The 22,025-nt window shown below is 65.4% G+C and carries 15 protein-coding genes and 3 rRNA genes; 14 read left to right on the top strand and 4 right to left on the bottom strand.

Translation table 11 applies throughout. From position 1 onward, the window contains the following. Positions 1-31 precede the first annotated feature (31 nt). The 8 genes from CFREN_RS12640 to trxA all read left to right on the top strand — a co-directional run bounded on the left by CFREN_RS12640 (position 32) and on the right by trxA (position 6,865). On the top strand, positions 32-211 hold the full coding sequence (locus CFREN_RS12640) for a hypothetical protein (protein WP_232247031.1): 180 nt from the start codon (positions 32-34) through the stop codon (positions 209-211). Positions 212-466: 255 nt separating this feature from the next. Then, on the top strand, positions 467-754 hold the full coding sequence (gene rpsF / locus CFREN_RS12635; RefSeq protein WP_209651580.1) for a 30S ribosomal protein S6: 288 nt from the start codon (positions 467-469) through the stop codon (positions 752-754). 100 nt (positions 755-854) lie between these two features. Next, positions 855-1,448, top strand: a complete 594-nt coding sequence (locus CFREN_RS12630) for a single-stranded DNA-binding protein (RefSeq protein ID WP_070523830.1) — start codon at positions 855-857, stop codon at positions 1,446-1,448. A 60-nt stretch (positions 1,449-1,508) separates the two neighbouring features. Then, complete coding sequence (gene rplI / locus CFREN_RS12625) at positions 1,509-1,961, top strand: 50S ribosomal protein L9 (RefSeq protein WP_070523833.1); 453 nt, start codon at positions 1,509-1,511, stop codon at positions 1,959-1,961. Positions 1,962-2,548: 587 nt separating this feature from the next. Further along, positions 2,549-4,078, top strand: coding sequence for a replicative DNA helicase (dnaB, locus tag CFREN_RS12620; RefSeq protein WP_070523836.1), 1,530 nt, complete (start codon positions 2,549-2,551; stop codon positions 4,076-4,078). Positions 4,079-4,245: 167 nt separating this feature from the next. After that, on the top strand, positions 4,246-5,418 hold the full coding sequence (locus CFREN_RS12615; RefSeq protein WP_209651582.1) for an acyltransferase family protein: 1,173 nt from the start codon (positions 4,246-4,248) through the stop codon (positions 5,416-5,418). Further along, entirely contained in the window at positions 5,415-6,269 is an 855-nt protein-coding gene (locus CFREN_RS12610; protein ID WP_070523842.1) for a fumarylacetoacetate hydrolase family protein, read from the top strand. Before CFREN_RS12615 ends, CFREN_RS12610 begins: the two co-directional genes overlap by 4 nt. Positions 6,270-6,430: 161 nt before the next feature. After that, a complete protein-coding gene (gene trxA / locus CFREN_RS12605) occupies positions 6,431-6,865 on the top strand; it encodes a thioredoxin (RefSeq protein WP_209651584.1) in 435 nt (144 codons plus the stop codon). Between the two features lie 71 nt (positions 6,866-6,936). On the opposite strand, the gene CFREN_RS12600 is transcribed toward trxA, so the two are convergent. Beyond that, positions 6,937-8,016, bottom strand: coding sequence for a serine hydrolase (locus CFREN_RS12600; RefSeq protein ID WP_209651587.1), 1,080 nt, complete (start codon positions 8,014-8,016; stop codon positions 6,937-6,939). A gap of 173 nt (positions 8,017-8,189) precedes the next feature. On the opposite strand from CFREN_RS12600, the gene CFREN_RS12595 reads away from it, so the two are divergent. Further along, positions 8,190-9,137 carry a PspA/IM30 family protein gene (locus CFREN_RS12595; protein WP_209651589.1) on the top strand — a complete coding sequence of 316 codons (948 nt, stop codon included), beginning with the start codon at positions 8,190-8,192 and terminating at the stop codon, positions 9,135-9,137. Between the two features lie 109 nt (positions 9,138-9,246). Here the strand turns inward: CFREN_RS12595 and CFREN_RS12590 are convergent, their stop codons facing one another. Continuing rightward, on the bottom strand, positions 9,247-10,755 hold the full coding sequence (locus tag CFREN_RS12590) for an NYN domain-containing protein (protein ID WP_209651591.1): 1,509 nt from the start codon (positions 10,753-10,755) through the stop codon (positions 9,247-9,249). Between the two features lie 150 nt (positions 10,756-10,905). Here CFREN_RS12590 and CFREN_RS12585 point away from each other — a divergent pair, with 150 nt between their 5' ends. The 5 genes from CFREN_RS12585 (at position 10,906) to CFREN_RS12565 (ending at position 18,448) form a co-directional block, all read left to right on the top strand. Then, on the top strand, positions 10,906-12,108 hold the full coding sequence (locus CFREN_RS12585) for an MFS transporter (protein WP_209651594.1): 1,203 nt from the start codon (positions 10,906-10,908) through the stop codon (positions 12,106-12,108). Positions 12,109-12,538: 430 nt separating this feature from the next. Beyond that, a 16S ribosomal RNA gene (locus CFREN_RS12580) occupies positions 12,539-14,059 on the top strand. Positions 14,060-14,428: 369 nt separating this feature from the next. Beyond that, a 23S ribosomal RNA gene (locus tag CFREN_RS12575) occupies positions 14,429-17,512 on the top strand. A gap of 159 nt (positions 17,513-17,671) precedes the next feature. Then, positions 17,672-17,788 (top strand): 5S ribosomal RNA (rrf, locus tag CFREN_RS12570). The 16S, 23S and 5S rRNA genes sit together here, the layout of an rRNA operon. A 204-nt stretch (positions 17,789-17,992) precedes the next feature. Further along, positions 17,993-18,448, top strand: coding sequence for a DUF2871 domain-containing protein (locus tag CFREN_RS12565; RefSeq protein WP_209651596.1), 456 nt, complete (start codon positions 17,993-17,995; stop codon positions 18,446-18,448). Between the two features lie 98 nt (positions 18,449-18,546). Here the strand turns inward: CFREN_RS12565 and CFREN_RS12560 are convergent, their stop codons facing one another. Further along, complete coding sequence (locus tag CFREN_RS12560) at positions 18,547-21,249, bottom strand: ABC transporter permease (RefSeq protein ID WP_209651598.1); 2,703 nt, start codon at positions 21,247-21,249, stop codon at positions 18,547-18,549. Then, positions 21,246-22,010 (bottom strand): ABC transporter ATP-binding protein, encoded by a 765-nt coding sequence (locus CFREN_RS12555; RefSeq protein ID WP_209651600.1) that lies wholly within the window; start codon positions 22,008-22,010, stop codon positions 21,246-21,248. The genes CFREN_RS12560 and CFREN_RS12555 overlap by 4 nt, the downstream gene beginning before the upstream one ends. Positions 22,011-22,025 lie beyond the last annotated feature (15 nt).

Here is a 22,025-nt window from a genome sequence, read left to right as displayed (position 1 = left end):
GACCCAGTAACGGATGAATGACTTGAGCGGCATGCTGATCCTGACGATGGCGAGCGTCTTCGTCGGATTCCTTCTCTTCGGCGCGGCCTTTTGGGGCTTCATGTACGAATGGTCCCGGCGCCTCGTCTGGGGGCTGGTGATCGGAGCCTTCGCCATGGCCACCGTGGTGCCCGTCATCATCGCCGTCTTCCACGCGGCAAGCGGATCATGACGGCACAGTGACCTGAGGCCCGACGCCCCCGGCACCGACCGTCGTCAAGCAAAGAACCCCTGGCCCCGCACATAGCGATTATGTGCGGGGCTTCCGCATGGGCTACCCTGGCCAGGTTGCCTGACGCAACGACCCTCCTGCCACGTGGGGGACGGATGCTGCGCGCACCGCGGACACGACCGCGACGCCGCCCTTCGTCGAACGCCTCCCGTGGCCGAAACACGAAGAACTAGACCATAGGAGGTGATGAGGTCCGTGCGTCACTACGAAGTCATGATCATCCTCGATCCGTCGCTGGATGAACGCACCGTCGGCCCGTCCCTGGAGAAGTACCTCGACATCGTCCGCAAGGAAAAGGGCGAAGTCGAGAAGGTGGACATCTGGGGCAAGCGCCACCTGGCGTACCCCATCGAGAAGAAGGAAGAGGGCATCTACGTCGTCCTCAACCTGAACTGCGAGCCGGCCGCCGTGCTGGAGCTCGACCGTCGTCTCAACCTGAACGACTCCATCCTGCGCACCAAGGTGCTGCGGGGCGATCGCTAACCATCCCGCCGGACCCCGCGGGGTCCGCATGGGACCGTAGGATGGCGGGCACACGCACCCGTCACCGAAAAACATCGCCCAACCAGAACAGGAGCGAACCATGGCACAGGGAGAGACCCCCATCACGCTGGTCGGCAACGTCGTCGCCGACCCGGAGCTGCGCTACACCCCGTCGGGTGCGGCCGTGGCCAACTTCCGCGTGGCGTCCACGCCGCGCGCCTTCAACCGTGACTCGGGCCAGTGGGAGGACCAGGAAGCGCTCTTCCTGACCTGCAACATCTGGCGCGACGCGGCGGAAAACGTGATGGAGACCCTGAGCAAGGGCATGCGCGTCATCGTGCAGGGCCGCTTGCGCCAGCGGAGCTACGAAACCCGCGAGGGCGAGCGCCGCACGGTCTACGAGATCGAGGTCGACGAGGTCGGCCCGTCCCTGAAGTTCGCTTCCGCCCAGGTCACCCGCAACCCCCGCTCCGGCGGTCAGGGCGGCGGAGGCGGCCAGGGCTTCGGTGGCGGCAACCAGGGTGGACGCGGCTTCGGCGGCGGAAACCAGGGTGGCGGCAACCAGGGCAACTTCGGCGGCCAGGGCGGCCGCGGAGGCAACCAGGGCTTCGGCGGCGGTCAGCCGGCCGAGGATCCGTGGAACTCCGCTCCCCAGTCCGGCGACTTCGGTGGCGGCGACGAGCCGCCCTTCTGATCCGGTCCCACGCGATCACACCTATCCGACGTTAGAAATATCCAGCGAAAGGCAGGGATCATGAAGCTGATCCTCACCGCCGCCGTCGACAAGCTCGGTGTCCCCGGTGACATCGTCGAGGTCAAGGCCGGCTATGGACGTAACTACCTGCTTCCCCGCGGCCTGGCCATCGTGGCCACCCGCGGTGCTGAGAAGCAGATCGAGGGCATTCGCCGTGCCCAGGAGGCCCGTGAGATCCGGGACCTCGACCACGCTCGCGAGGTCAAGGCCACGCTCGACGCGCTCGAGAACGTTTCCGTCGCCGTGAAGGCGTCCGAGACGGGCAAGCTGTTCGGTTCGGTCACCGCCGCCGACGTCGCGGACGCGGTCCGCAAGGCGTCCGGCCAGGCCATCGACAAGCGTGCCGTGCAGCTCGCCGCCGGCCAGATCAAGGCCCTCGGCAAGCACACCGTTGACATCGCGCTGCACCCGCAGATCACCGCGCATGTTTCCGTGGAGGTCGTCGCCGCGTAATTCGCGGCCCATGACGGCGGCCGGTCACCCGGCCCAATGACAACAGCGCACCCCGGCCCCTCCCGATTCTTCGGGCGGGGCCGGAGGTGTTTTCCGGGGCGGCGCGGTGCGCGGGGGAGGGGTTGCGGATGGTGGTTGACGAAGTTGTGGACAAACCCTTGGAGAGTTTCCGCAGGACACCACCGTCAGCCAGTGCCGAAGACGACGCGAAGATGAAGCTCCGGTGGCAACGCGGGGCGGGAAGAACGCGTTCGGCGCCACCCCCGAAGGCGGGGAACTTTCGGGAAAACCCCTGTGACCTGGGCGGTTTCCCGTTGATGCTGGTCATGGCAATGGGAGCCGGGCAGGCGGAGCTGGTGCTCCACATCTCGGCCTGGGGATTCACGTTCCGTTAACAATCGCTCCCCAGGGTTATCCACAAAGCCTGTGGATAACTCTGTGGGAACGCCGGCGAAAGCGGTGTCGTCGAACACCGGGAACGATGGGTTTTCCGGACCGCGGGGTAGCCTGTGGCGGGACCCGGATGCGGGGCCGAGATGGCCCCGGGAACCCCGGACATGACATGGAGGAGAAGGGGAGCGGAGCACATGAGCCAGCCACGGGAATCGGCGGACGACGCGGCGTACTCGGCGTCCTACGACGACGTGCCCCCGCCCCCGGAGCCCGATGACTCCGACGGTGGTTTTTCCGGTGGCGGGCCGTCGCAGGGCGGGGCAGCGTCCGGAAGCTTTCGGCGCGGAGGCGGCAGGGGAGATCGGGCGCGCGGCGAGCACGCCGCCCGGGGGCTCGATTTCGGGCGTCAGTTGCCGCACAACATCGAGGCGGAGCAGGGCGTCCTGGGCGGCATGCTCCTCAGCCCCACCGTCATCGCGGACGTCTACGAACTGCTGAAGCCGGAGGATTTCTACCGGCCGGCGCACCAGACCATCTACGAGGCGATCCTGCATCTGTACGGTGAGTCGTCGGAGATCGACCCGATTCTCGTCGCCGGCCGCCTGGACCGCCTGGGCGACCTCGAGCGCATCGGCGGCGCGCCGTACCTGCACACGCTGGTGGCGATGGTGCCGACGGCGGCCAACGCGCATTACTACGCCAAGATCGTCGCGGAGAAGGCGACCATCCGTCGGCTCGTGGAGGCGGGCACGCAGATCGTGCAGCTCGGCTACGCCGGCGCCGAGGACTCGGAGCCGGAGGTGCTCGTCGACCAGGCGCAGCAGATCGTCTTCGGCGTCGGCCGCGACTCGGAGAAGGCCGACTATTCGTCGATGTCCGAGCTGATGGATCCGGCGCTGGAGGAGATCGACCTCATCTCCCAGCAGGGCGGCCTGGCGCAGGGCGTGCCCACCGGCTTCCACCGGCTCGACGAGCTCACCAACGGCCTCCACGGCGGGCAGATGATCATCATCGCGGCGCGCCCGGGCGTCGGCAAGTCCACCCTGGCCCTGGACTTCATGCGGTCGGCGTCCATCGGTCACGCCAAGACCAGCGTCATCTTCTCGCTGGAAATGTCGAAGATCGAGATCATGATGCGCCTGCTGTCGGCGGAGACCGAGATCGACCTGGCCAAGCTGCGCTCCGGCAACATGGAGGCCAGCGACTGGAACAAACTGGTCGAGCGCACCGAGCAGATACGCGAGGCGCCGCTGTTCATCGACGACTCGCCGAACCTGACCATGATGGAGATCCGCGCCAAGGCCCGCCAGCTGAAGCAGAAGCACGACCTCGAACTGATCGTGGTCGACTACCTGCAGCTGATGTCCTCCGGCAAGCGCGTCGAATCCCGTCAGCAGGAGGTGTCGGAGTTTTCGCGTCAGCTGAAGCTGCTGGCCAAGGAACTCGACGTGCCGCTGATCGCGATTTCGCAGCTCAACCGTGGGCCCGAGGCCCGCACGGACAAGAAGCCTCAGGTCGCCGACCTGCGCGAATCCGGCTCGCTGGAGCAGGACGCCGACATGGTTATGCTGCTCTACCGCCCGGACTCCCAGGAGCTCGAGCACGAGCGGGCCGGCGAGTCCGACATCATCCTGGCCAAGCACCGCGGCGGCCCCATCGGCACCGTCACGGTGGCCAATCAGCTGCGCTACTCGCGGTTCGTCAACATGGCCCACGAGCAGTAGATCGGGGCCCGTCACGGCCCGGCGGTGGGGGTGTTTCCGCTCACGCCGCCTTCCAACTCCTGGTCAGGGTGGGTAAACTGCCTTACCCGCAACGACGGGAACGATTTTCGAGCGCCCGCGCCACCCCATCCGGGCCGGCGCGGGCGCGGACCGAACGGGAGGATTCTTTGGCGGGAACCGCAGCTGCCACCTCGGTCGGCGCGCCGGCGAAGTCACGCCCGCGCGTCGATTGGGTCGACGCCGCGAAGGGGCTGTGCATCCTCCTCGTGGTGCTCGGCCATGCGATCACGGAGTTGGCCAACCACGGTTACTCGACGGGCATCTGGGCCGACGTGAACTACGTGCTCGGGCCGATCCGCATGCCGCTGTTCTTCCTGCTGTCAGGGCTGTTCGCCGGCAGGGCGCTGTCGGAGTCGTGGCACAAGCTGGCCAATCGCCGCATCTGGGTGATGGTCTGGCTGTACGTGCTGTGGGTGCCGTTGCGCGATCTGGTGATGGCGCTGCTGCCCCGGTCCCACGTCACCGAGGTGGGCTTGACGGCCGCGCCGCGGATCCTCGACCCCGCCAATTGGGGTTCGCTGCTGTACAACTCGTTGCACGCGTTCGTGGAGCCGACGTCGTACCTGTGGTTCCTGTGGGCGCTGGCGTTGTTCGCGATCTTGTCCAAGGCCACCCGCAACGTCCCCCCGGCGGTGCAGATCGCGGTCGCCGGGGCGATCAACGTGTGGGCGCCGTTTGCGGGGATCAGTTGGTCGTGGGATTTCGTGACCAAGATGTACGTGTATTACCTGCTGGGCATTTACGGCGCGTCGTACATTTTCCGCATGGTTGATCGCCGTCCGATCGGTTTCCTGGTCGGGTCGGTGGCGGCGTATGTGATCGTGGCGGCGTGGGTCGTGCTGACGTTCCCGTCGTTCAACGCGGGCAATCAGGGCTTCGTGCGTCTGTTCCTGTCGTTGGCGGGCATTTTCGCGGCGGTCAACATCATGGCCATGTTGCAGGGCACGGCGGTGGCGGCGCCGTTCACGAAGATCGGCCGTCGTACGTTGCCGGTGTTCCTCATGCACATTCCCATGCTGGCGATCCTTGCGATCGTGGCGGATCAGTTCCTCATGGAGGATCCGGGTCTGCCGGGGCAGCCGGTGATCGCGACCGTCATTTCGGCGGCGTTGTGCCTGGGCCTGCATTTCCTGATTCTGCGGGTGGGCGGCGAGTGGCTGTTCAAGCGTCCGGCGTGGTTCGTGCGCTTGACGACGCCCGCCGAGGACCGGCCCGCCCCGTCTGTCCCGGTTCGGGCCGAAGAGATTGCGGCCGGAGAGATTGAGAAGGAGCGCCGATGAAGCTGGCGACGTTGCGCATCGATGGTTCGACCCGGGCTGCGGCGTTGGCCGACGGTTCCGCCGTGCTTCTCGACGCCTCGTGCGTCGGTGAGCTGCTGGCGCAGGAGGGGTGGCGGGAGCGGGCCGAGGCGGCGCTGGCCGATCTCGATCCGGATCGACTCGATCCCGACCGCGTGGTCGCGGAGTCGGCGTGGGCGCTGGCGCCGTTGATTCCGCGCCCGGGCAAGATCTTCTGCGTCGGCCTCAACTACGCCGCGCACATCGACGAGATGGGCCATGAGCGTCCGGATGTGCCGACGCTGTTCGCGAAGTTCGCCGACGCCCTGGCCGGTCCGCGCGATGACCTGATGGTCCACGCCGACGCCGCCGGCGCCCTCGATTACGAGGGGGAGTTGGCCGTCGTCATCGGCGAGACCGCCTACCGCGTCGACGAGGACGAGGCGGCCTCCCGCATCGCGGGGTACGCCATCCTCGACGATTTCACGCAGCGCGATGCCCAGTACGCCACGCAGCAGTGGTTGCAGGGCAAGACGCTGCAGCGCACCTCCGCGTTCGGTCCGTGGTTGGCCACGCCCGACGAGTTCGACGCCGCCACCGCGCGGGTGCGGACGTGGGTGGACGGCGAGCTGCGCCAGGACGCCCCGATCGCGGACCTGGTGTTCCCCCCGGCTGCCCTGGTGGCCTACGTGTCGCGGTTCGTGCAGTTGAACCCCGGTGACGTCATTTCCACGGGCACCCCCGCCGGCGTCGGCCACGGGATGAACCCGAAGACGTACCTGGGCGACGGGCAGGAGATTCGCGTGGCCATCGATGGCCTGGGCGAACAGCGCAACATCCTGCGCATCCGGTAGCGTCCGGGGCAGATGCCCACCGGGTCGCCGATGCGGTGCCGGGACCTTCCGAAGGTGAAGTGTTTCGGCCGGGACGTCGTCAAGCACAACACCCCGGGAATACCCTGCGGGGTGTGCGTGTTGTTCGGGGCGTGCCGGGAAGCGGCACCGCGCGTGGGCGCATGTCCCGCGGGAACCAACAAAGGAGAAGCCTCTTCATGGCAACGATTGACGTCACCAACGAAACCTTCGCCCAGACGATCCAGGACAACGACATCGTCCTGGTCGACGCCTGGGCCGAGTGGTGCGGCCCCTGCCGCCAGTTCGCCCCGATCTTCGAGAAGGTCTCCGAGCAGCACGACGACGCCGTGTTCGCGAAGCTCGACACCGAATCCAACCAGGAGATCTCCGCCGCCCTGGGCATCCAGTCGATCCCGACCCTGTTCCTCTTCCGCGAGGGCATCCTGCTGTTCCAGCAGGCCGGTGCGCTGCCCGCCCAGGCTCTCGACGACCTGCTGCGCCAGGCCCGCGAGCTGGACATGGATGACGTGCGCCGCCAGATCGAGGAACAGATGGCCGCCGACGAGGCCGCGCGCGGCGACGCCGAGCAGAAGTAGCGACGGGCCGCAGTCGGCTGCGGGCGGTCGCGGGCGGTCGCTGGAGCCGGCGGGTGCCGGCGGGGAAACCGTCAGGCGCCGCGGCGCGTCCACCAACCGAGGCCGAAGCCCGCGGCGGTCGCGACGAGCAAGCCGAGGACCCACGGGGCCGTCGAGCCGCGGTCGGCCGCCGCTGCCGTCGCCGTGCCGGGTGCCGCGGCCTGTTCGATGGCCTCGTCGCCGCGTTCCTCGATGGCCGTGCCGCCCTCGGGGAACACGTGCGCGATCGCCGCGGTGAAATCATCCGGCGACACGTGGCGGGACAACACCGCCATGACGTAGCGGTCGTCCTCGCCGAAGAAGCCCGCCGACGTGCGGATCTTCGGGTCGACCCAGCCGCCCTTGACGCCCACGAACTCGTCCGGCAGCGCCGCGCGCAGGCCGATGTTCTGGTCCGAGTTGCCGTAGGAGTACCGGGGCAGTGAGTACATCAGCTGCACCAGGTACCGGGTTTCGACCTCGGACAGGCCGCCCTCGCCGGAGAGCAGGCCGTCGAAGAAGGTCACCATGTCCGCCGCCGACGACATCGTCGATCCCCAGTCGGAATTGGGGATCGTCGAGTCGGACAGGCCGTAGCGTTCGGTGACGCTGTCGATGATCTTCGTGCCGCCGTAGCGGCCCCACAGCGCATTGGTGGCCTCGTTGTCGGAGTAGCGGATCATGTCGTCGCGAAGCATCGCGTCGGCGTTGCCCTCGACCGGCATGTCGCCCGTGCCGGCCTCGATCTTGCCGCGGGCGGGGCGCTCGTAGTTGGTGTAGCCCACGACCTCGGCGATGAAGACCTTCGACAGGCTGGCCAGCGCGAAGGGGTCCAGGCACTGCTCGTTGCAGACGACCTCGCCGGTTTCGCGGTCCAGGAACGCCATGCCGATAGTTCCGCCGCCGTCGGTGACGGTCTCGGTGGCTTCGTCCATGCGGGCGCGAATTTCCTTGCCGACGTCCGTCGTCGGCTCGGGGATCGTGGGGTCGGACTTGTCGTCGCCGACGGCAGCGGCCACCGGGGCATCGAAGAGGGGCGTCGTCGGAACGGCGACGGGCGCGGCGACCGCGAAAAGGGCCGCGCAGGCGGAGGCGGCGATGATGCGCCGGCCCCGGAACCTGGGGTTGAACATGATCGAAGACATTACCCGGCGCGTTCGCGGGCTTCGCCCGAAGGCGAGCGTCGTCGCGGCAGCCGTCGCCGCAGCCCGTCGCCGAAGCCCAGGGTTAATGGAGTGCACCCGGCGGAGTCCGGCGGGTTTTACGTAGGATCCGAAGGGGACGACACCGAGAGGAGACTCGCGACATGGCGAATCCGTTCAGCAAGGGCTGGAAGTACATGATGTCCTCCTTCGACAAGAAGATCGAGGACAACGCAGACCCGAAGGTGCAGATCCACCAGGCGGCGGAGGCCGCGCGGGAGCAGCACCGCCAGATCCAGCAGCAGGCGGCGTCGGTGATCGGCAACCGCAACCAGCTGGAGATGACCCTGTCGCGGTTGCAGAAGGAGCGCGACAAGCTCACCAACAATGCGCGCGCGGCCGTGCAGCAGGCGGACAACGCCCGCGCCGCCGGCGATGCGGCGAAGGCCCAGGAGCTGGAGAACACGGCCGAGATCTTCGCGTCCCAGCTGGTCAGCGTGGAAAGCGAGATCGAGCAGACCTCGACGATGCACGTGCAGGCCGTCCGCGCCGCCGAGGAGGCGCAGCAGCAGGCCAAGCAGTCGCAGATGCGCTACGAACAGCTGAAGACCGAGATCCGCGAGCTGGAGTCGCAGGCGGACCAGGCGAAGCTGCAGGAGACGACCTCGCGCACGCTCGAGGGCATGGAGGGCATCGCCAACGACCCGAACGTGCCCACGCTCGACGGCGTCCGCGAGAAGATCGAGTCCCGCTACGCCAATGCGCTCGGCGCCCAGGAGCTGGCGCAGAATTCCCACACCGCCCGCATGGCCGAGATCGAGGCCTCCGGTGCCGACGCGCGCGCCGACGCCCGTCTGGCGGAGATCCGCGCGCAGATGGCGCAGGAGTCGGGCGCCGGGCAGCTGGACGCGGGCACCGCGGGCGAGCTCGAGGCCGGCGCCGATGGTGCCGACGGTGCCGCCGATGGTGTGGACGCCGCGTCCGCCCCGGCCGACGGCGTGCCGACCGGCAACCCCTTCTCGACCGATGATTTCGATGCCCCGACCGAGGTCGACGACGCCGACGTGACGTTCGACGATCCCGCCGCGGGCGAGGGTTCGCCCCGAGCCTGATCGGGGGTCGGTGTGATCCGGCGCCGACCTGCGGTGGCTCCGGACATGCGAAAACCGCGGGGACCGATCGGTCCCCGCGGTTTTCCCGTGTCCATCGGGCCTTGTCCGGTCAGCTCTTCTTGTCTCCGGAGGGGTTGTTCCGGCGGTTGAGCAGCACGCCGCGGATGCCGGCGTGGAAGCCGTCGCGCAGGTTGACGCGCTGGGCGTCGGTGAGGGTGTATTCGTGCAGGGTTTCGCACGCGAACTGCAGCAGGGGGCGGTCGATTTCCGGGGGCAGGCCGCCGCCGGACAGCAGGTGCGCCTCGTCGCGCTGGGCGTCGGTGGCGGCGGATTCGTACCACCACAGGGCGTACTGCTGGCCGACGTCGAACGGGGACTGGAAGCCCGCCGACGCCCACACTTCGTTGGGCAGCGGCACGTAGCGGGATCGCAGCTTGCGGCGCGGCGCCATCATCGACGGGTTGGGGCGGGGGCTGCTGGGCTTCGGGGGCGTCTCGGCCTTGGCCTCGTTCGCCTCCGGTTGCTTGGCGACGCCCGCCGCACCGTCCTGACCGGCGTCATCGTCGGAAGCGGCGTCAGTGGTCGTCGTCGTGGCGTCGGCCGTATCGCCGTGCGCGGAGTCGCCGCCGTCGGTCGCCGACTTGCCGGCCACCGCTTCGGCCTCCGGTGCGGCAGAACCATCGGCGCCTTCCGAGGACTTTTCCCCGGCCTTCGCCGCGGCGGCAGCGGCGGCCACCGCGGCCATCGCCTCCACCGGGTCGCGGGGCGCCGGCGAAGAACCGCCCACGCCCGCGCGTTCCGCCGCCGCATGCTCGGCCTGCGCGGGGATCTCCCGGGCGCCGGCCTTCGCCGCCGCTTCGGCCGCCGCCACCTTGGGCGCGGCGGCCTTCGCGGTCGGTGTGGCGCCCGTCGACTCCGGGTCCTCCGCCGCCGAATCACCGGCCGACGACTCGTCGTCACGCGCGGTCCCCGGAGGCGTGACCCGGGTGTCCGGAACCTCCGTGGCGCCCTGCTCCTCCGGGGGTTCGCAATCGCCGAGCGGCTTGTCGCGCACGATCGGCGGCAACGGGCCCTCCAGCACGTTGAGCTGCATGGATTCGGCGAAATCCTCGCGCGGATCGAGGATCGTCGTCGAATCGCACGCATGGCGCAGCGCCGACGACATCGAATCCCAGCCGAAGCCGTAAAGATGGACGCGCACGCCTGAATTCGACGCCTCCGTCACACCCGGCAACATGTCGGCGTCACCCGACACCAGGACGATGTCGGACGCCTGGCCGCGCACGCCCGCCAGCACCATGTCCGCCACCAGCCGGGTGTCGACGGCCTTCTGCGTGCGGCGATCGCCCCATTCGATCAGCTGGCCGGCCCGCAACTGCACGCCGTCGATCGTGCGCAGGGAACGTTGATAACGGTGCGGCCCCGACTCCGGGATGCCGTCGTACCAGAGCTGCCGCTGCACCGGCTGCCCCAGCTGCTGGGTGATCATTCGGTCGAGAACATGCACCACCTCTCTGAGATCGATTTCCAATTGCCCGCGGGCCCCGGTCTCCCACGAGTTGTAAAAACTGGCGAGCAGGTAAGACGTGTCGACGTACACCAATGTGCGTTCAAGCATGGGCTCCTTCAATCCGTTCATTGCTAAAGAAAGTCAGATTCCGTCACGTCCCAGGATGCATGAATTTCGCCGGGCGGTGTCCGAATCGCGCCAGGGGTACCGTTGACCACGGCCGGTGCGGGAGTCGAGCGCGGGAAGGTGGCGGGCCGGGTGAAACGGTGGTTCGCGATGCTCGTGGCGGTGACCGTCGTCGGGCAGTCCGTGTTCAACGGCGGCCGCGTGTTGCTGAGTTACCGTGTGCTGAACTTCGGCGGCGACGCGGCGACCGTCGGCGTGTTCACCGCGGCGTTTTCGCTGGTGCCGCTGCTCATCGCGCTGCGTGCGGGGAGGTTGGTCGACGATGGCCACGCCCCGGCGGTGATGCGCGCCGGGCTCGTCGCCACCGTCGTCGCCACGGCGGTGATGGCCTGGTCCGGGGGCTTGGCCGTGTTGTTGGCGGGGTACGTGGCGCTGGGGTTCGCGCACATGACCACGCTCATCGCGGCGCAGGGCATGGTGTCGCGGTTGCGCGGCACGACGACGGGCCTGGATTCCCTGTTCGCCTACTTCACGTTGGGCATTTCGGTGGGGCAGCTGCTCGGCATCGCGTTTTCGGGGTGGATCGCCGCCGGTGGCCAGAGCGACGGGGGAGTGGACACGACCCCGGCGTTGCTCGCGTTGACCGGGTTGGGTGCCGTGGCGCTGGTCGCGGGCTGGCCGGTGGCGTCTGCTTTCCGACGGCTCGTCCCCGGGGTGGAGCAGCCGGCGGAAGGGGCGCCCGCCCATGTTCCGGTGTCGCAGATGCTCCGGTTGCCCGGAATGCCGGCGGCGATGACCGCCTCGATTGCCGTCATCGTCGCCATCGACTTGCTCACCGCCTACATGCCGGTGCTCGGCCAGGAAATGGGATTGTCCGTCGGCGAGGTGACCATGATCCTCGCCGCGAGGTCGGGCATGGCCGTGGTGTCGCGGGCGTTGATGCCGTGGGCGCTGGCGCGGGTCGACCGGGATCGGGTGCTCGTGGCGACGATCGCCGCCGGGGCGGTGCCGCTCGTGGTGACGCCGTGGCTCGGTCAGGCGTGGCTGCTGGCGGTGGCGACGGGAGTGTGCGGTTTCGCGTGGGGCTTCGTCATGCCCATGACCATGACGTGGGTGTCGTCGTTGGTTCCCGCCACCGATAAGGCGATGGCACTGTCGGTGCGACTCATGGGCAACCGTCTGACGCAGGTGGTGTTGCCGGCGGGTGCGGGTGCGCTCGCCGCGAGCGCCGGCGTCGCCGTGGTGTTCGTGCTGTCGGGATTGGTGCTCGGGGCCTCCGCGGTGGGTGCGGGGCGTTCGTTGGGTGTGGGTCGTGAGCGCCGATCTGCGTTGTGACCTGGCGTTTTGCTTTGTTCGGCGCGGCGTGTGTAATGTTCTGGTGGTCAGCGAGACCGACACCGCAAGGTGATCGGGTCACTGGCTGGGGGAAGAGCGAGAAACATTCCGGTTCGAGCCGTTTGCGCGGCAGATTCCGGGTGTGGTAAGTTCTTCTCTTGCTGCTTGCGGCGCTGGGTGTGCCTGGTTGTTGTGGGTGTGCGTGTGTTTTTTGAGAACTCGATAGTGTGCCGATGTACTTTATTTTGTGTTGATTTGGTGAGTGCCAGGAGTTTCTGGTTGCTCTTTCTTTTCAACCTGTTTTTGTGTGCCTGCTCCTTCACCCTGTCGGGGTGGGTGCACTTGTTTTTTCGGATATGAATGCCAGGCCAGCCCGTGTGGTTGGTTTGTCGTTTGTTTTGCCGGTTTTGAGCTTTTCACTGAAATAGCTTTTGTGGAGAGTTTGATCCTGGCTCAGGACGAACGCTGGCGGCGTGCTTAACACATGCAAGTCGAACGGTAAGGCTCCAGCTTGCTGGGGTACACGAGTGGCGAACGGGTGAGTAACACGTGGGTGACCTGCCCCGCACTTCGGGATAAGCCTGGGAAACTGGGTCTAATACCGGATAGGACCGCATCGTGAGGATGTGGTGGAAAGTTTTTTCGGTGTGGGATGGGCCCGCGGCCTATCAGCTTGTTGGTGGGGTAATGGCCTACCAAGGCGGCGACGGGTAGCCGGCCTGAGAGGGTGGACGGCCACATTGGGACTGAGACACGGCCCAGACTCCTACGGGAGGCAGCAGTGGGGAATATTGCACAATGGGCGGAAGCCTGATGCAGCGACGCCGCGTGGGGGATGACGGCCTTCGGGTTGTAAACTCCTTTCACCATCGACGAAGGTTTTCTGACGGTAGATGGAGAAGAAGCACCGGCTAACTACGTGCCAGCAGCCGCGGTAATACGTAGGGTGCGAGCGTTGTCCGGAATTACTGGGCGTAAAGAGCTCGTAGGTGGTTTGTCGCGTCGTCTGTGAAATTCCGGGGCTTAACTCCGGGCGTGCAGGCGATACGGGCATAACTTGAGTACTGTAGGGGAGACTGGAATTCCTGGTGTAGCGGTGAAATGCGCAGATATCAGGAGGAACACCGGTGGCGAAGGCGGGTCTCTGGGCAGTAACTGACGCTGAGGAGCGAAAGCATGGGTAGCGAACAGGATTAGATACCCTGGTAGTCCATGCCGTAAACGGTGGGCGCTAGGTGTAGGGGTCTTCCACGACTTCTGTGCCGTAGCTAACGCATTAAGCGCCCCGCCTGGGGAGTACGGCCGCAAGGCTAAAACTCAAAGGAATTGACGGGGGCCCGCACAAGCGGCGGAGCATGTGGATTAATTCGATGCAACGCGAAGAACCTTACCTGGGCTTGACATATACGGGATCGCCGCAGAGATGTGGTTTCCCTTGTGGCTCGTATACAGGTGGTGCATGGTTGTCGTCAGCTCGTGTCGTGAGATGTTGGGTTAAGTCCCGCAACGAGCGCAACCCTTGTCTTATGTTGCCAGCACGTGATGGTGGGGACTCGTGAGAAACTGCCGGGGTCAACTCGGAGGAAGGTGGGGATGACGTCAAATCATCATGCCCCTTATGTCCAGGGCTTCACACATGCTACAATGGTCGGTACAGTGGGTTGCGATACCGTGAGGTGGAGCTAATCCCTTAAAGCCGGTCTCAGTTCGGATCGGGGTCTGCAACTCGACCCCGTGAAGTCGGAGTCGCTAGTAATCGCAGATCAGCAACGCTGCGGTGAATACGTTCCCGGGCCTTGTACACACCGCCCGTCACGTCATGAAAGTCGGTAACACCCGAAGCCAGTGGCCCAACCCTTTGTGGGGGGAGCTGTCGAAGGTGGGATCGGTGATTGGGACGAAGTCGTAACAAGGTAGCCGTACCGGAAGGTGCGGCTGGATCACCTCCTTTCTAAGGAGTTTGTTTTGTTAAGTCGGCCCCTTGTGCTGGTTGTCCTGTGGACGCTGGTGGGGGTCGCGTTTTTTGGGTGGACGCTTGCCGGCCGCATGGTGCGGTCTTTGACACAAAGTGTTTGCAAGGGTATGTCGGTGCGCTGTCGGGTGTCTGGGAAGACACCGTCTGCTGCCTTGTGCGTCAACCTGGTGGTTGGTGTGTGGGGTTGGTGGTTTGTTTTTCCTTGGGGCGCTGGTTGCCTGCTGGTCACGCGTGTGTGGTTGGTGTGGTTTCTGGTGGTGTTGTGTGAGAACTGGATAGTGGACGCGAGCATCTTGATTTTTCTGTAGATTTGTTCCATAACAGTTTATTCTGTTTGGTCGTTTGTGTGTTGTGTTGTAAGGGCACACGGTGGATGCCTTGGCATCAGGAGGCCGATGAAGGACGTGAGAGGCTGCGAAATGCCTCGGGGAGCTGCCAACTAAGCGTTGATCCGAGGGTGTCCGAATGGGGAAACCTGGCCGTCGTTGTGGGCGGTCGCCGTCAGATGAATTCATAGTCTGGTTGGTGGTTACGCGGGGAAGTGAAACATCTCAGTACCCGTAGGAAGAGAAAACAATTGTGATTCCGTTAGTAGTGGCGAGCGAACGCGGATGAGGCTAAACCGCATGCGTGTGATACCTGGCAGGGGTTGCGTGTGTGGTGTTGTGGGGTTTACGTGTGCATGGTCTGCCAGCTGTGCGCCAGCATTGGTTGTGGTTAGCGGAAAGTGCGTGGAATCGCCTGCCGTAGACGGTGAGAGCCCGGTACGTGAAAGCCATGGTCTGTTGGTTGCGTTTGTCCCCGAGTAGCAGCGGGCTCGTGGAATCTGCTGTGAATCTGCCGGGACCACCCGGTAAGCCTGAATACCTTCTGTGACCGATAGCGGATAGTACCGTGAGGGAATGGTGAAAAGTACCCCGGGAGGGGAGTGAAATAGTACCTGAAACCGTGTGCTTACAATCCGTCAGAGCCTCCTTTTGTGGGGTGATGGCGTGCCTTTTGAAGAATGAGCCTGCGAGTCAGCGGCACGTCGCGAGGTTAACCCGTGTGGGGTAGCCGTAGCGAAAGCGAATACTAACTAGTGTGTTGTCAGTGGCGTGTCCTGGACCCGAAGCGGGGTGATCTACCCATGGCCAGTGTGAAGCAGAGGTAAGACTCTGTGGAGGCGCGAACCCACTTAGGTTGAAAACTGAGGGGATGAGTTGTGGGTAGGGGTGAAAGGCCAATCAAACTCCGTGATAGCTGGTTCTCCCCGAAATGCATTTAGGTGCAGCGTCGTGTGTTTCCTCCTGGAGGTAGAGCTACTGGTTGGTTTAGCGGGACTATCATCTTAGCGACATCAGCCAAACTCCGAATGCCGGTGAGGTGAGAGCACGGCAGTGAGACTGCGGGGGATAAGCTTCGTAGTCGAGAGGGAAACAGCCCAGATCGCCGGCTAAGGCCCCTAAGGGTATGCTAAGTGGAAAAGGATGTGGGATCGCGAAGACAACCAGGAGGTTGGCTTAGAAGCAGCCATCCTTGAAAGAGTGCGTAATAGCTCACTGGTCGAGTGGTCCTGCGCCGACAATGTAGTGGGGCTCAAGCATACCGCCGAAGCCGCGGCAGTGACTTTGTGTTGCTGGGTAGGGGAGCGTCGTGTTCGGCTGTGAAGCTGCGGGGTGACCTGTGGTGGAGTGGACGCGAGTGAGAATGCAGGCATGAGTAGCGAATGAGGAGTGGAAACCTCCTCCGCCGGATGACCAAGGGTTCCTGGGCCAGGTTAATCCTCCCAGGGTGAGTCGGGACCTAAGGCGAGGCCGACAGGCGTAGTCGATGGACAACGGGTTGATATTCCCGTACCCGCGCAATCGCGCCCATGGTGAATCAGTGATACTAACCCTCCTGAAGCGTCCTTTCATTGCCCTTTTGGGTGGTGTCTGGTTGTGGATGCAGGGGACCTGATCTGGTAGTAGCCAAGTGATGGGGTGACGCAGGAAGGTAGCCGTGCCACCTGATGGATGGTGGTGTAAGCGTGTAGCCGGCAGTCCAGGTAAATCCGGGCTGCGTGTGTGGTGAGACGTGATGCGTACCCGTTGTGGGGAAGTTGGTGATCCTATGCTGCCGAGAAAAGCCTCTAGCGAGTGGTTGTGCGGCCCGTACCCCAAACCGACACAGGTGGTCAGGTAGAGAATACTAAGGCGATCGGGTGAACTGTGGTTAAGGAACTCGGCAAAATGCCCCCGTAACTTCGGGAGAAGGGGGGCCGCGTGATGTCTATGCCCGTTGCGGCGGACGGCGTTGCGTGGCCGCAGAGAATAGAGGGAAGCGACTGTTTACTAAAAACACAGGTCCGTGCGAAGACGGGTAAGTCGATGTATACGGACTGACGCCTGCCCGGTGCTGGAAGGTTAAGAGGACCTGTTAGATCCTTTGTGGGTCGAAGCGGAGAATTTAAGCCCCAGTAAACGGCGGTGGTAACTATAACCATCCTAAGGTAGCGAAATTCCTTGTCGGGTAAGTTCCGACCTGCACGAATGGCGTAACGACTTCCCTGCTGTCTCAACCACAGACCCGGCGAAATTGCAGTACGAGTAAAGATGCTCGTTACGCGCGGCAGGACGAAAAGACCCCGGGACCTTCACTATAGCTTGGTATTGGTGTTCGGTTCGGTTTGTGTAGGATAGGTGGGAGACTGTGAAACCTCAACGCCAGTTGGGGTGGAGTCGTTGTTGAAATACCACTCTGATCGTATTGGATATCTAACCTTGGCCCGTGATCCGGGTTGGGGACAGTGCCTGGTGGGTAGTTTAACTGGGGCGGTTGCCTCCCAAAGAGTAACGGAGGCGCCCAAAGGTTCCCTCAGCCTGGTTGGCAATCAGGTGTTGAGTGTAAGTGCACAAGGGAGCTTGACTGTGAGACTGACAGGTCGAGCAGGTACGAAAGTAGGGACTAGTGATCCGGCACCGGCTTGTGGAAGCGGTGTCGCTCAACGGATAAAAGGTACCCCGGGGATAACAGGCTGATCTTCCCCAAGAGTCCATATCGACGGGATGGTTTGGCACCTCGATGTCGGCTCGTCGCATCCTGGGGCTGGAGTAGGTCCCAAGGGTTGGGCTGTTCGCCCATTAAAGCGGCACGCGAGCTGGGTTTAGAACGTCGTGAGACAGTTCGGTCTCTATCCGCCGCGCGCGTAGAAACTTGAGGAAGGCTGTCCCTAGTACGAGAGGACCGGGACGGACGTACCTCTGGTGTGCCAGTTGTTTCGCCAGGAGCATTGCTGGTTGGCTACGTACGGAAGGGATAACCGCTGAAAGCATCTAAGCGGGAAGCCTGTTCCAAGATCAGGTTTCGTTTGAGGTCCCCTGTAGATGACGGGGTTGATAGGCCGGAACTGTGAGCATGGTGACGTGTTGAGGTGACCGGTACTAATAGACCAAACAACAACACACACATCTCTTTGTGGGGTGTGCGGTTGACATTTTCTACGAGTAACGAGAAGGACCAAGGTTTTGGTTCGCGTCCACTATCCAGCGTCTGGGACAGCACCCCCGACCCCGCTGGCCACCTGTGGTGGTTGGTGTGTGTGGTTGGTGTGTTCCCGTAGATCGTGTCGGTGGTTATAGCGGTGGGGTCACGCCCGGTCCCATTCCGAACCCGGAAGCTAAGCCCACCTGCGCCGATGGTACTGCACCTGGGAGGGTGTGGGAGAGTAGGTCACTGCCGGCCAATAACTTGTTTGTGTGGAGCGTGGTTTCCGCTGATTCCCTTTTGTGGGGGTTGGCGGGGACCACGCTTCACGCATTTCTGGGGCTTGTTTTGAGGCGCTGTTCGTTTGAGGGCCCGGCGTCCCCAACTATTGATTGACCCGTCATCGGGGTGATAACCGCAGGTAGATCGACGTTTTCGGTCGGCGCGAATAGGGTGGGAGGTATGAGAAAGCTTTACATCGCCGCCGCCACGTACCTCGGATTCGGACTCTTCGCCGGAGTCTTCTACCGCGAGTGGACCCGCGTCTTCGATGCCGTCGAAACCTCTCAGCTGAACACCCTGCACACGCACCTGCTCGTGTTGGGCACGTTCTTCTTCCTCATCGCCCTCGCGTTGGAGAAGCTGTTCCGTCTCAGCGCGCACAAGTCGTTCAACGCCTGGTTCATCGTCCATAACATCGCCCTCGTGTGGACCATTGGCTTCATGCTCGCCAACGGCATCGTGCACACCACCGGCAACGGTGACGCGTGGGGCGCCATGTGGTCCGGCATGGCCGGCCTGGGCCACATTCTGCTCACCATCGCATTCATCATGTTCTTCATGATCCTGGGCAAGCGCATTCGCCGCGTCGAACTCGACGAAACCAAGGCCGCGACGAATCCCGCACCTTCCGCCTAAGGGCCGCATCCGCCTAGCTTTCGTCGCATCCGCCAAGAATCCGCCCCGGCTCACCAGAGCCGGGGCGGATCGTCGTTTCGTGGGTACGTGCGTCGCGCCTATTCGTCGGCGATGGCGGCGAGCGGCGGAGTTTTGGCCGCCTTCCGCGCTGGCCAGACCGCAGCGAGGACGCCGACGATCGCGGCGCCGACGAGCACCGTCGCCAGCAACCCCCAGGGCACGACGATCGTGCCGAGTCCCTCGTCGGAAAGCACGGTCAGCAACGCCCACCCGAGGCCAAGGCCCAGCAACGCGCCGACCACCGCGCCGAAGATGGAAATCTGCATCGACTCCAGGCGAACCATGCGACGAATGTCGGAGCGCTGCATGCCGACGGCGCGGAGCATGCCGATCTCCTGGCGCCGCTCGATGATCGACAGGGCCAGGGTGTTGATGATGCCGAGGATCGAAATCACGACCGCCAACCCGAGCAGCGCGTACACGATGCCGAGGAGGGCATCGACGGAGGCTGCGGCGACGCCGCCGAACTCCTCCCGATCCTGCACCTGTACGATGAGATACGGGGCCACGGCTTCCTCGAGGGGGCCGCGCAACGACTCGACCCGGTCGGCGTCGATGTAGTCGTCGCGTTCGGACGCATCGGCTCCGTCGTCGAGCGCCGCGGCTCGCGCATCGGCGGATCCGCCCTCGACCCCGACGTAGATCTGCATCGGGGTGAGCATGGCGCGCGATGCCCCCGCCCGGTCGAGGATCGACGGCGACAGGGTGATGCCGCCCTCGCCGTCGATGTCGGAGTGGATGCCGGTGACCTCGGTGTCGATGATGCCCATCGGGGAGACCACTCCGACCGGGTGGCCGAGCTCCCAGCCGCGCTCTTCGGCGACCGACTCGGAGATCACCGCACCGGCATCGGGCGCGGCCAAGTCGAGCGAACCTGCGATGGTGTCCGCCGAATACCACCGGCCGTAATCGCCGTCGAGGAAGGAGCCGCCGCCGGGGCCGCCCGCGCCTCCTGGGCCGGTCGCGCCCCCGCCGTCGGCGATCGTGGCCTGCGCTTGCGCCATCTCCCCCGGGTCGTCGGCGTCGATGACCTGCACCGCGCCGAGGTAGACGGTGGCGGTGTCGGTGACGCCGTCGACGTCGGCGACCGCACCTCGCACGCCGTCGGGCATGGCCACGTGGGCCATCATCGGCGGGCTGAGCACGTAGTCGGCGGCGAAGTTCTCGTCCATGAAGTCGTCGATGGCACCCTTCATCGTCGAGCCGAGCATGCCGACGCACGCGACGAGCGCCAGGCCGAGCGTGAGGGCGAACGCGGTGGCCGCCGTGCGCCGCGGGTTGCGGCGCGAGTTGGTCGACGCCAGCTTTCCGACGGCCCCGAACGGCGCACCGATGACGCCGCCGAGAGAGCCCACCAACGGAATCGACAGCGCGGGGCCGGCCAGCCACATCGCGGCGATCGAGGCGACCGCACCATAGCCGACGAGGCGGGCGCGGGGACCGGTGTCGCCGTCGGTCCACTGCAGCGCCCAGACGATGAAGCCGACGGCCAGCAACGCCAGCACCGCGCCGGCGATCGTGCGGACCCGCAGCTTCGGGTCGGAGCCCTGGTCGCCGGAGCGCATGGCCTCCACCGGCGGGACGGCGCCGGCGCGGGCGGCCGGGGCCCACGCGGCGAGGACGGTGATGAGCAACCCGGCGACGAGCGGCACCACGACGGCCGCCGGCGTGGCGGTCAGCCCGTTGCCGGGCATGTCGAACCCGAAGGCGCCCATGGCCGCGTACAACAACTGCGACAGGCCGAAGCCGGCGGCGACGCCGAGCAGCGAGCCGATGAGGCCGACGACGATCGCCTCCATCACGATCGAACCGGTGAGTTGCCCGCGGGACGCGCCGAGGGCGCGCAGCAGCGCGAACTCCTTGGTCCGCTGCGCCACCAGCATGGAGAACGTGTTGGAGATGATGAACGTGCCCACCAGCAGACCGATGAGGCCGAAGGCGACGAGGAAGTAGTTGACGAACCCGAGCGCCTGCGAAATCTGCTCGGAGTCGCGTTCGGCGAGCGCGGCGCCGGTGTCGACCTCCAGGTCGGGGAACTCGGCGGCGATGCGGTCGCGCAGCTGTCCGGGATCCACGCCGTCGGCGGCGGCGAGCACCACCTGATCGACGTGTTCGCCGTCGGTGTAGAGATTCATCCACGTGTCCACGGGGAACAGGACGCCCAACCAGCCCGCGACGTCGCCGTCGAGCTGGTACACGCCGGAGATGGTGACGTCGGCCCGGTCGGAGCCGGTGACCACGGTGACGGTGTCGCCGACGCCGACGTTGCCGCGTTCGGCGGCGGTGTCGTTGACCGCGACTTCGTCGGGGCCCCGCGGCGGGTTGCCTTCGGTGAACGTGGTGGAGGGGCCGACGGCCTCGGCGTCGTCGTAGTACGGCAGGCCCTGGGCGGGGGCGCCGCCGGTCTGGATGGGCTTGCCGTCGGAACCGGTCATGATGACGCTGGCCGCCCGCGCGCTGACGTTGAGTGCGCCGACGCCGTCGACGGCCTCGATGGCGTCGACGGTGTCGCGGTCCATGCCGGGCGTGCCGGACGGGGATTCGACGACGACGTCCATTCCGTCGTAGGCGGTGGCCAGCACGCCGTCGAACGCCTTGTTCAGCGATGCGGTGAACACGAATGCGCCGGAGATGAACGCGGTGCCCAGCACCACGGACAGGATGGTCAGGGCGAAGCGGATCTTGTGGGCGGCGAGGCTTCGGACGGAAACCCGCCGCATGGTCGAAAAGGATGCGCTCACTGTTGTTCCATGCGCGCCATGCGGTTGAGGATGGCGTCGGTGTCGGGGTCGCGGAGCTCGTCGACGATGCGGCCGTCGGCGAGGAAGATGACGCGGTCGGCGTAGCTTGCGGCCTTGGCGTCGTGGGTGACGATGACGACGGTCTGCCCCAGGTCGTCGACGGCGGTGCGCAGGATCTGCAACACTTCGCGCGACGAGTTGGAGTCGAGGTTGCCGGTGGGTTCGTCGCCGAAGATGATCTCGGGCCTGCCGACGAGGGCGCGGGCGCAGGCGACGCGCTGCTGCTGGCCGCCGGACAGTTCCGACGGGCGGTGCGACAGTCGCCCGGTCAGGCCGAGTCGGGAGGTGATCGAGTCGAACCATTCCCGGTCGACGGTGCGGCCGGCGATGTCGACGGGCAGCGTGATGTTCTCGGCGGCGGTCAGCGTGGGCACGAGGTTGAAGGACTGGAAGACGAAGCCGAGGCGGTCGCGGCGCAGGGCCGTGATCTCCTTGTCGGACAGGGCGGACAGTTCGGTGTTGCCGATGCGCGCCTCGCCGGAGGTGGCGGTGTCGAGGCCGGCCATGCAGTGCATGAGGGTCGACTTGCCGGATCCGGAGGGGCCCATGATGGCGGTGAATTCGCCGCGGCCGAATTCCACGTCGACGGTGTCGAGCGCCGTGACGGCGGTGTCTCCGGCGCCGTAGCGTTTGGTCAGGCCGATCGCGCGGGCGGCCGGCTCCTTCGGGGTTGCGGTGCCCGGGGTGTCGGGTACGGACATGTGTGACCTTCCGTG

This window comes from Corynebacterium freneyi (assembly GCF_030408835.1).
Lineage (GTDB): Bacteria > Actinomycetota > Actinomycetes > Mycobacteriales > Mycobacteriaceae > Corynebacterium > Corynebacterium freneyi.
This window is presented reverse-complemented; position numbering and strand designations above follow the sequence as displayed.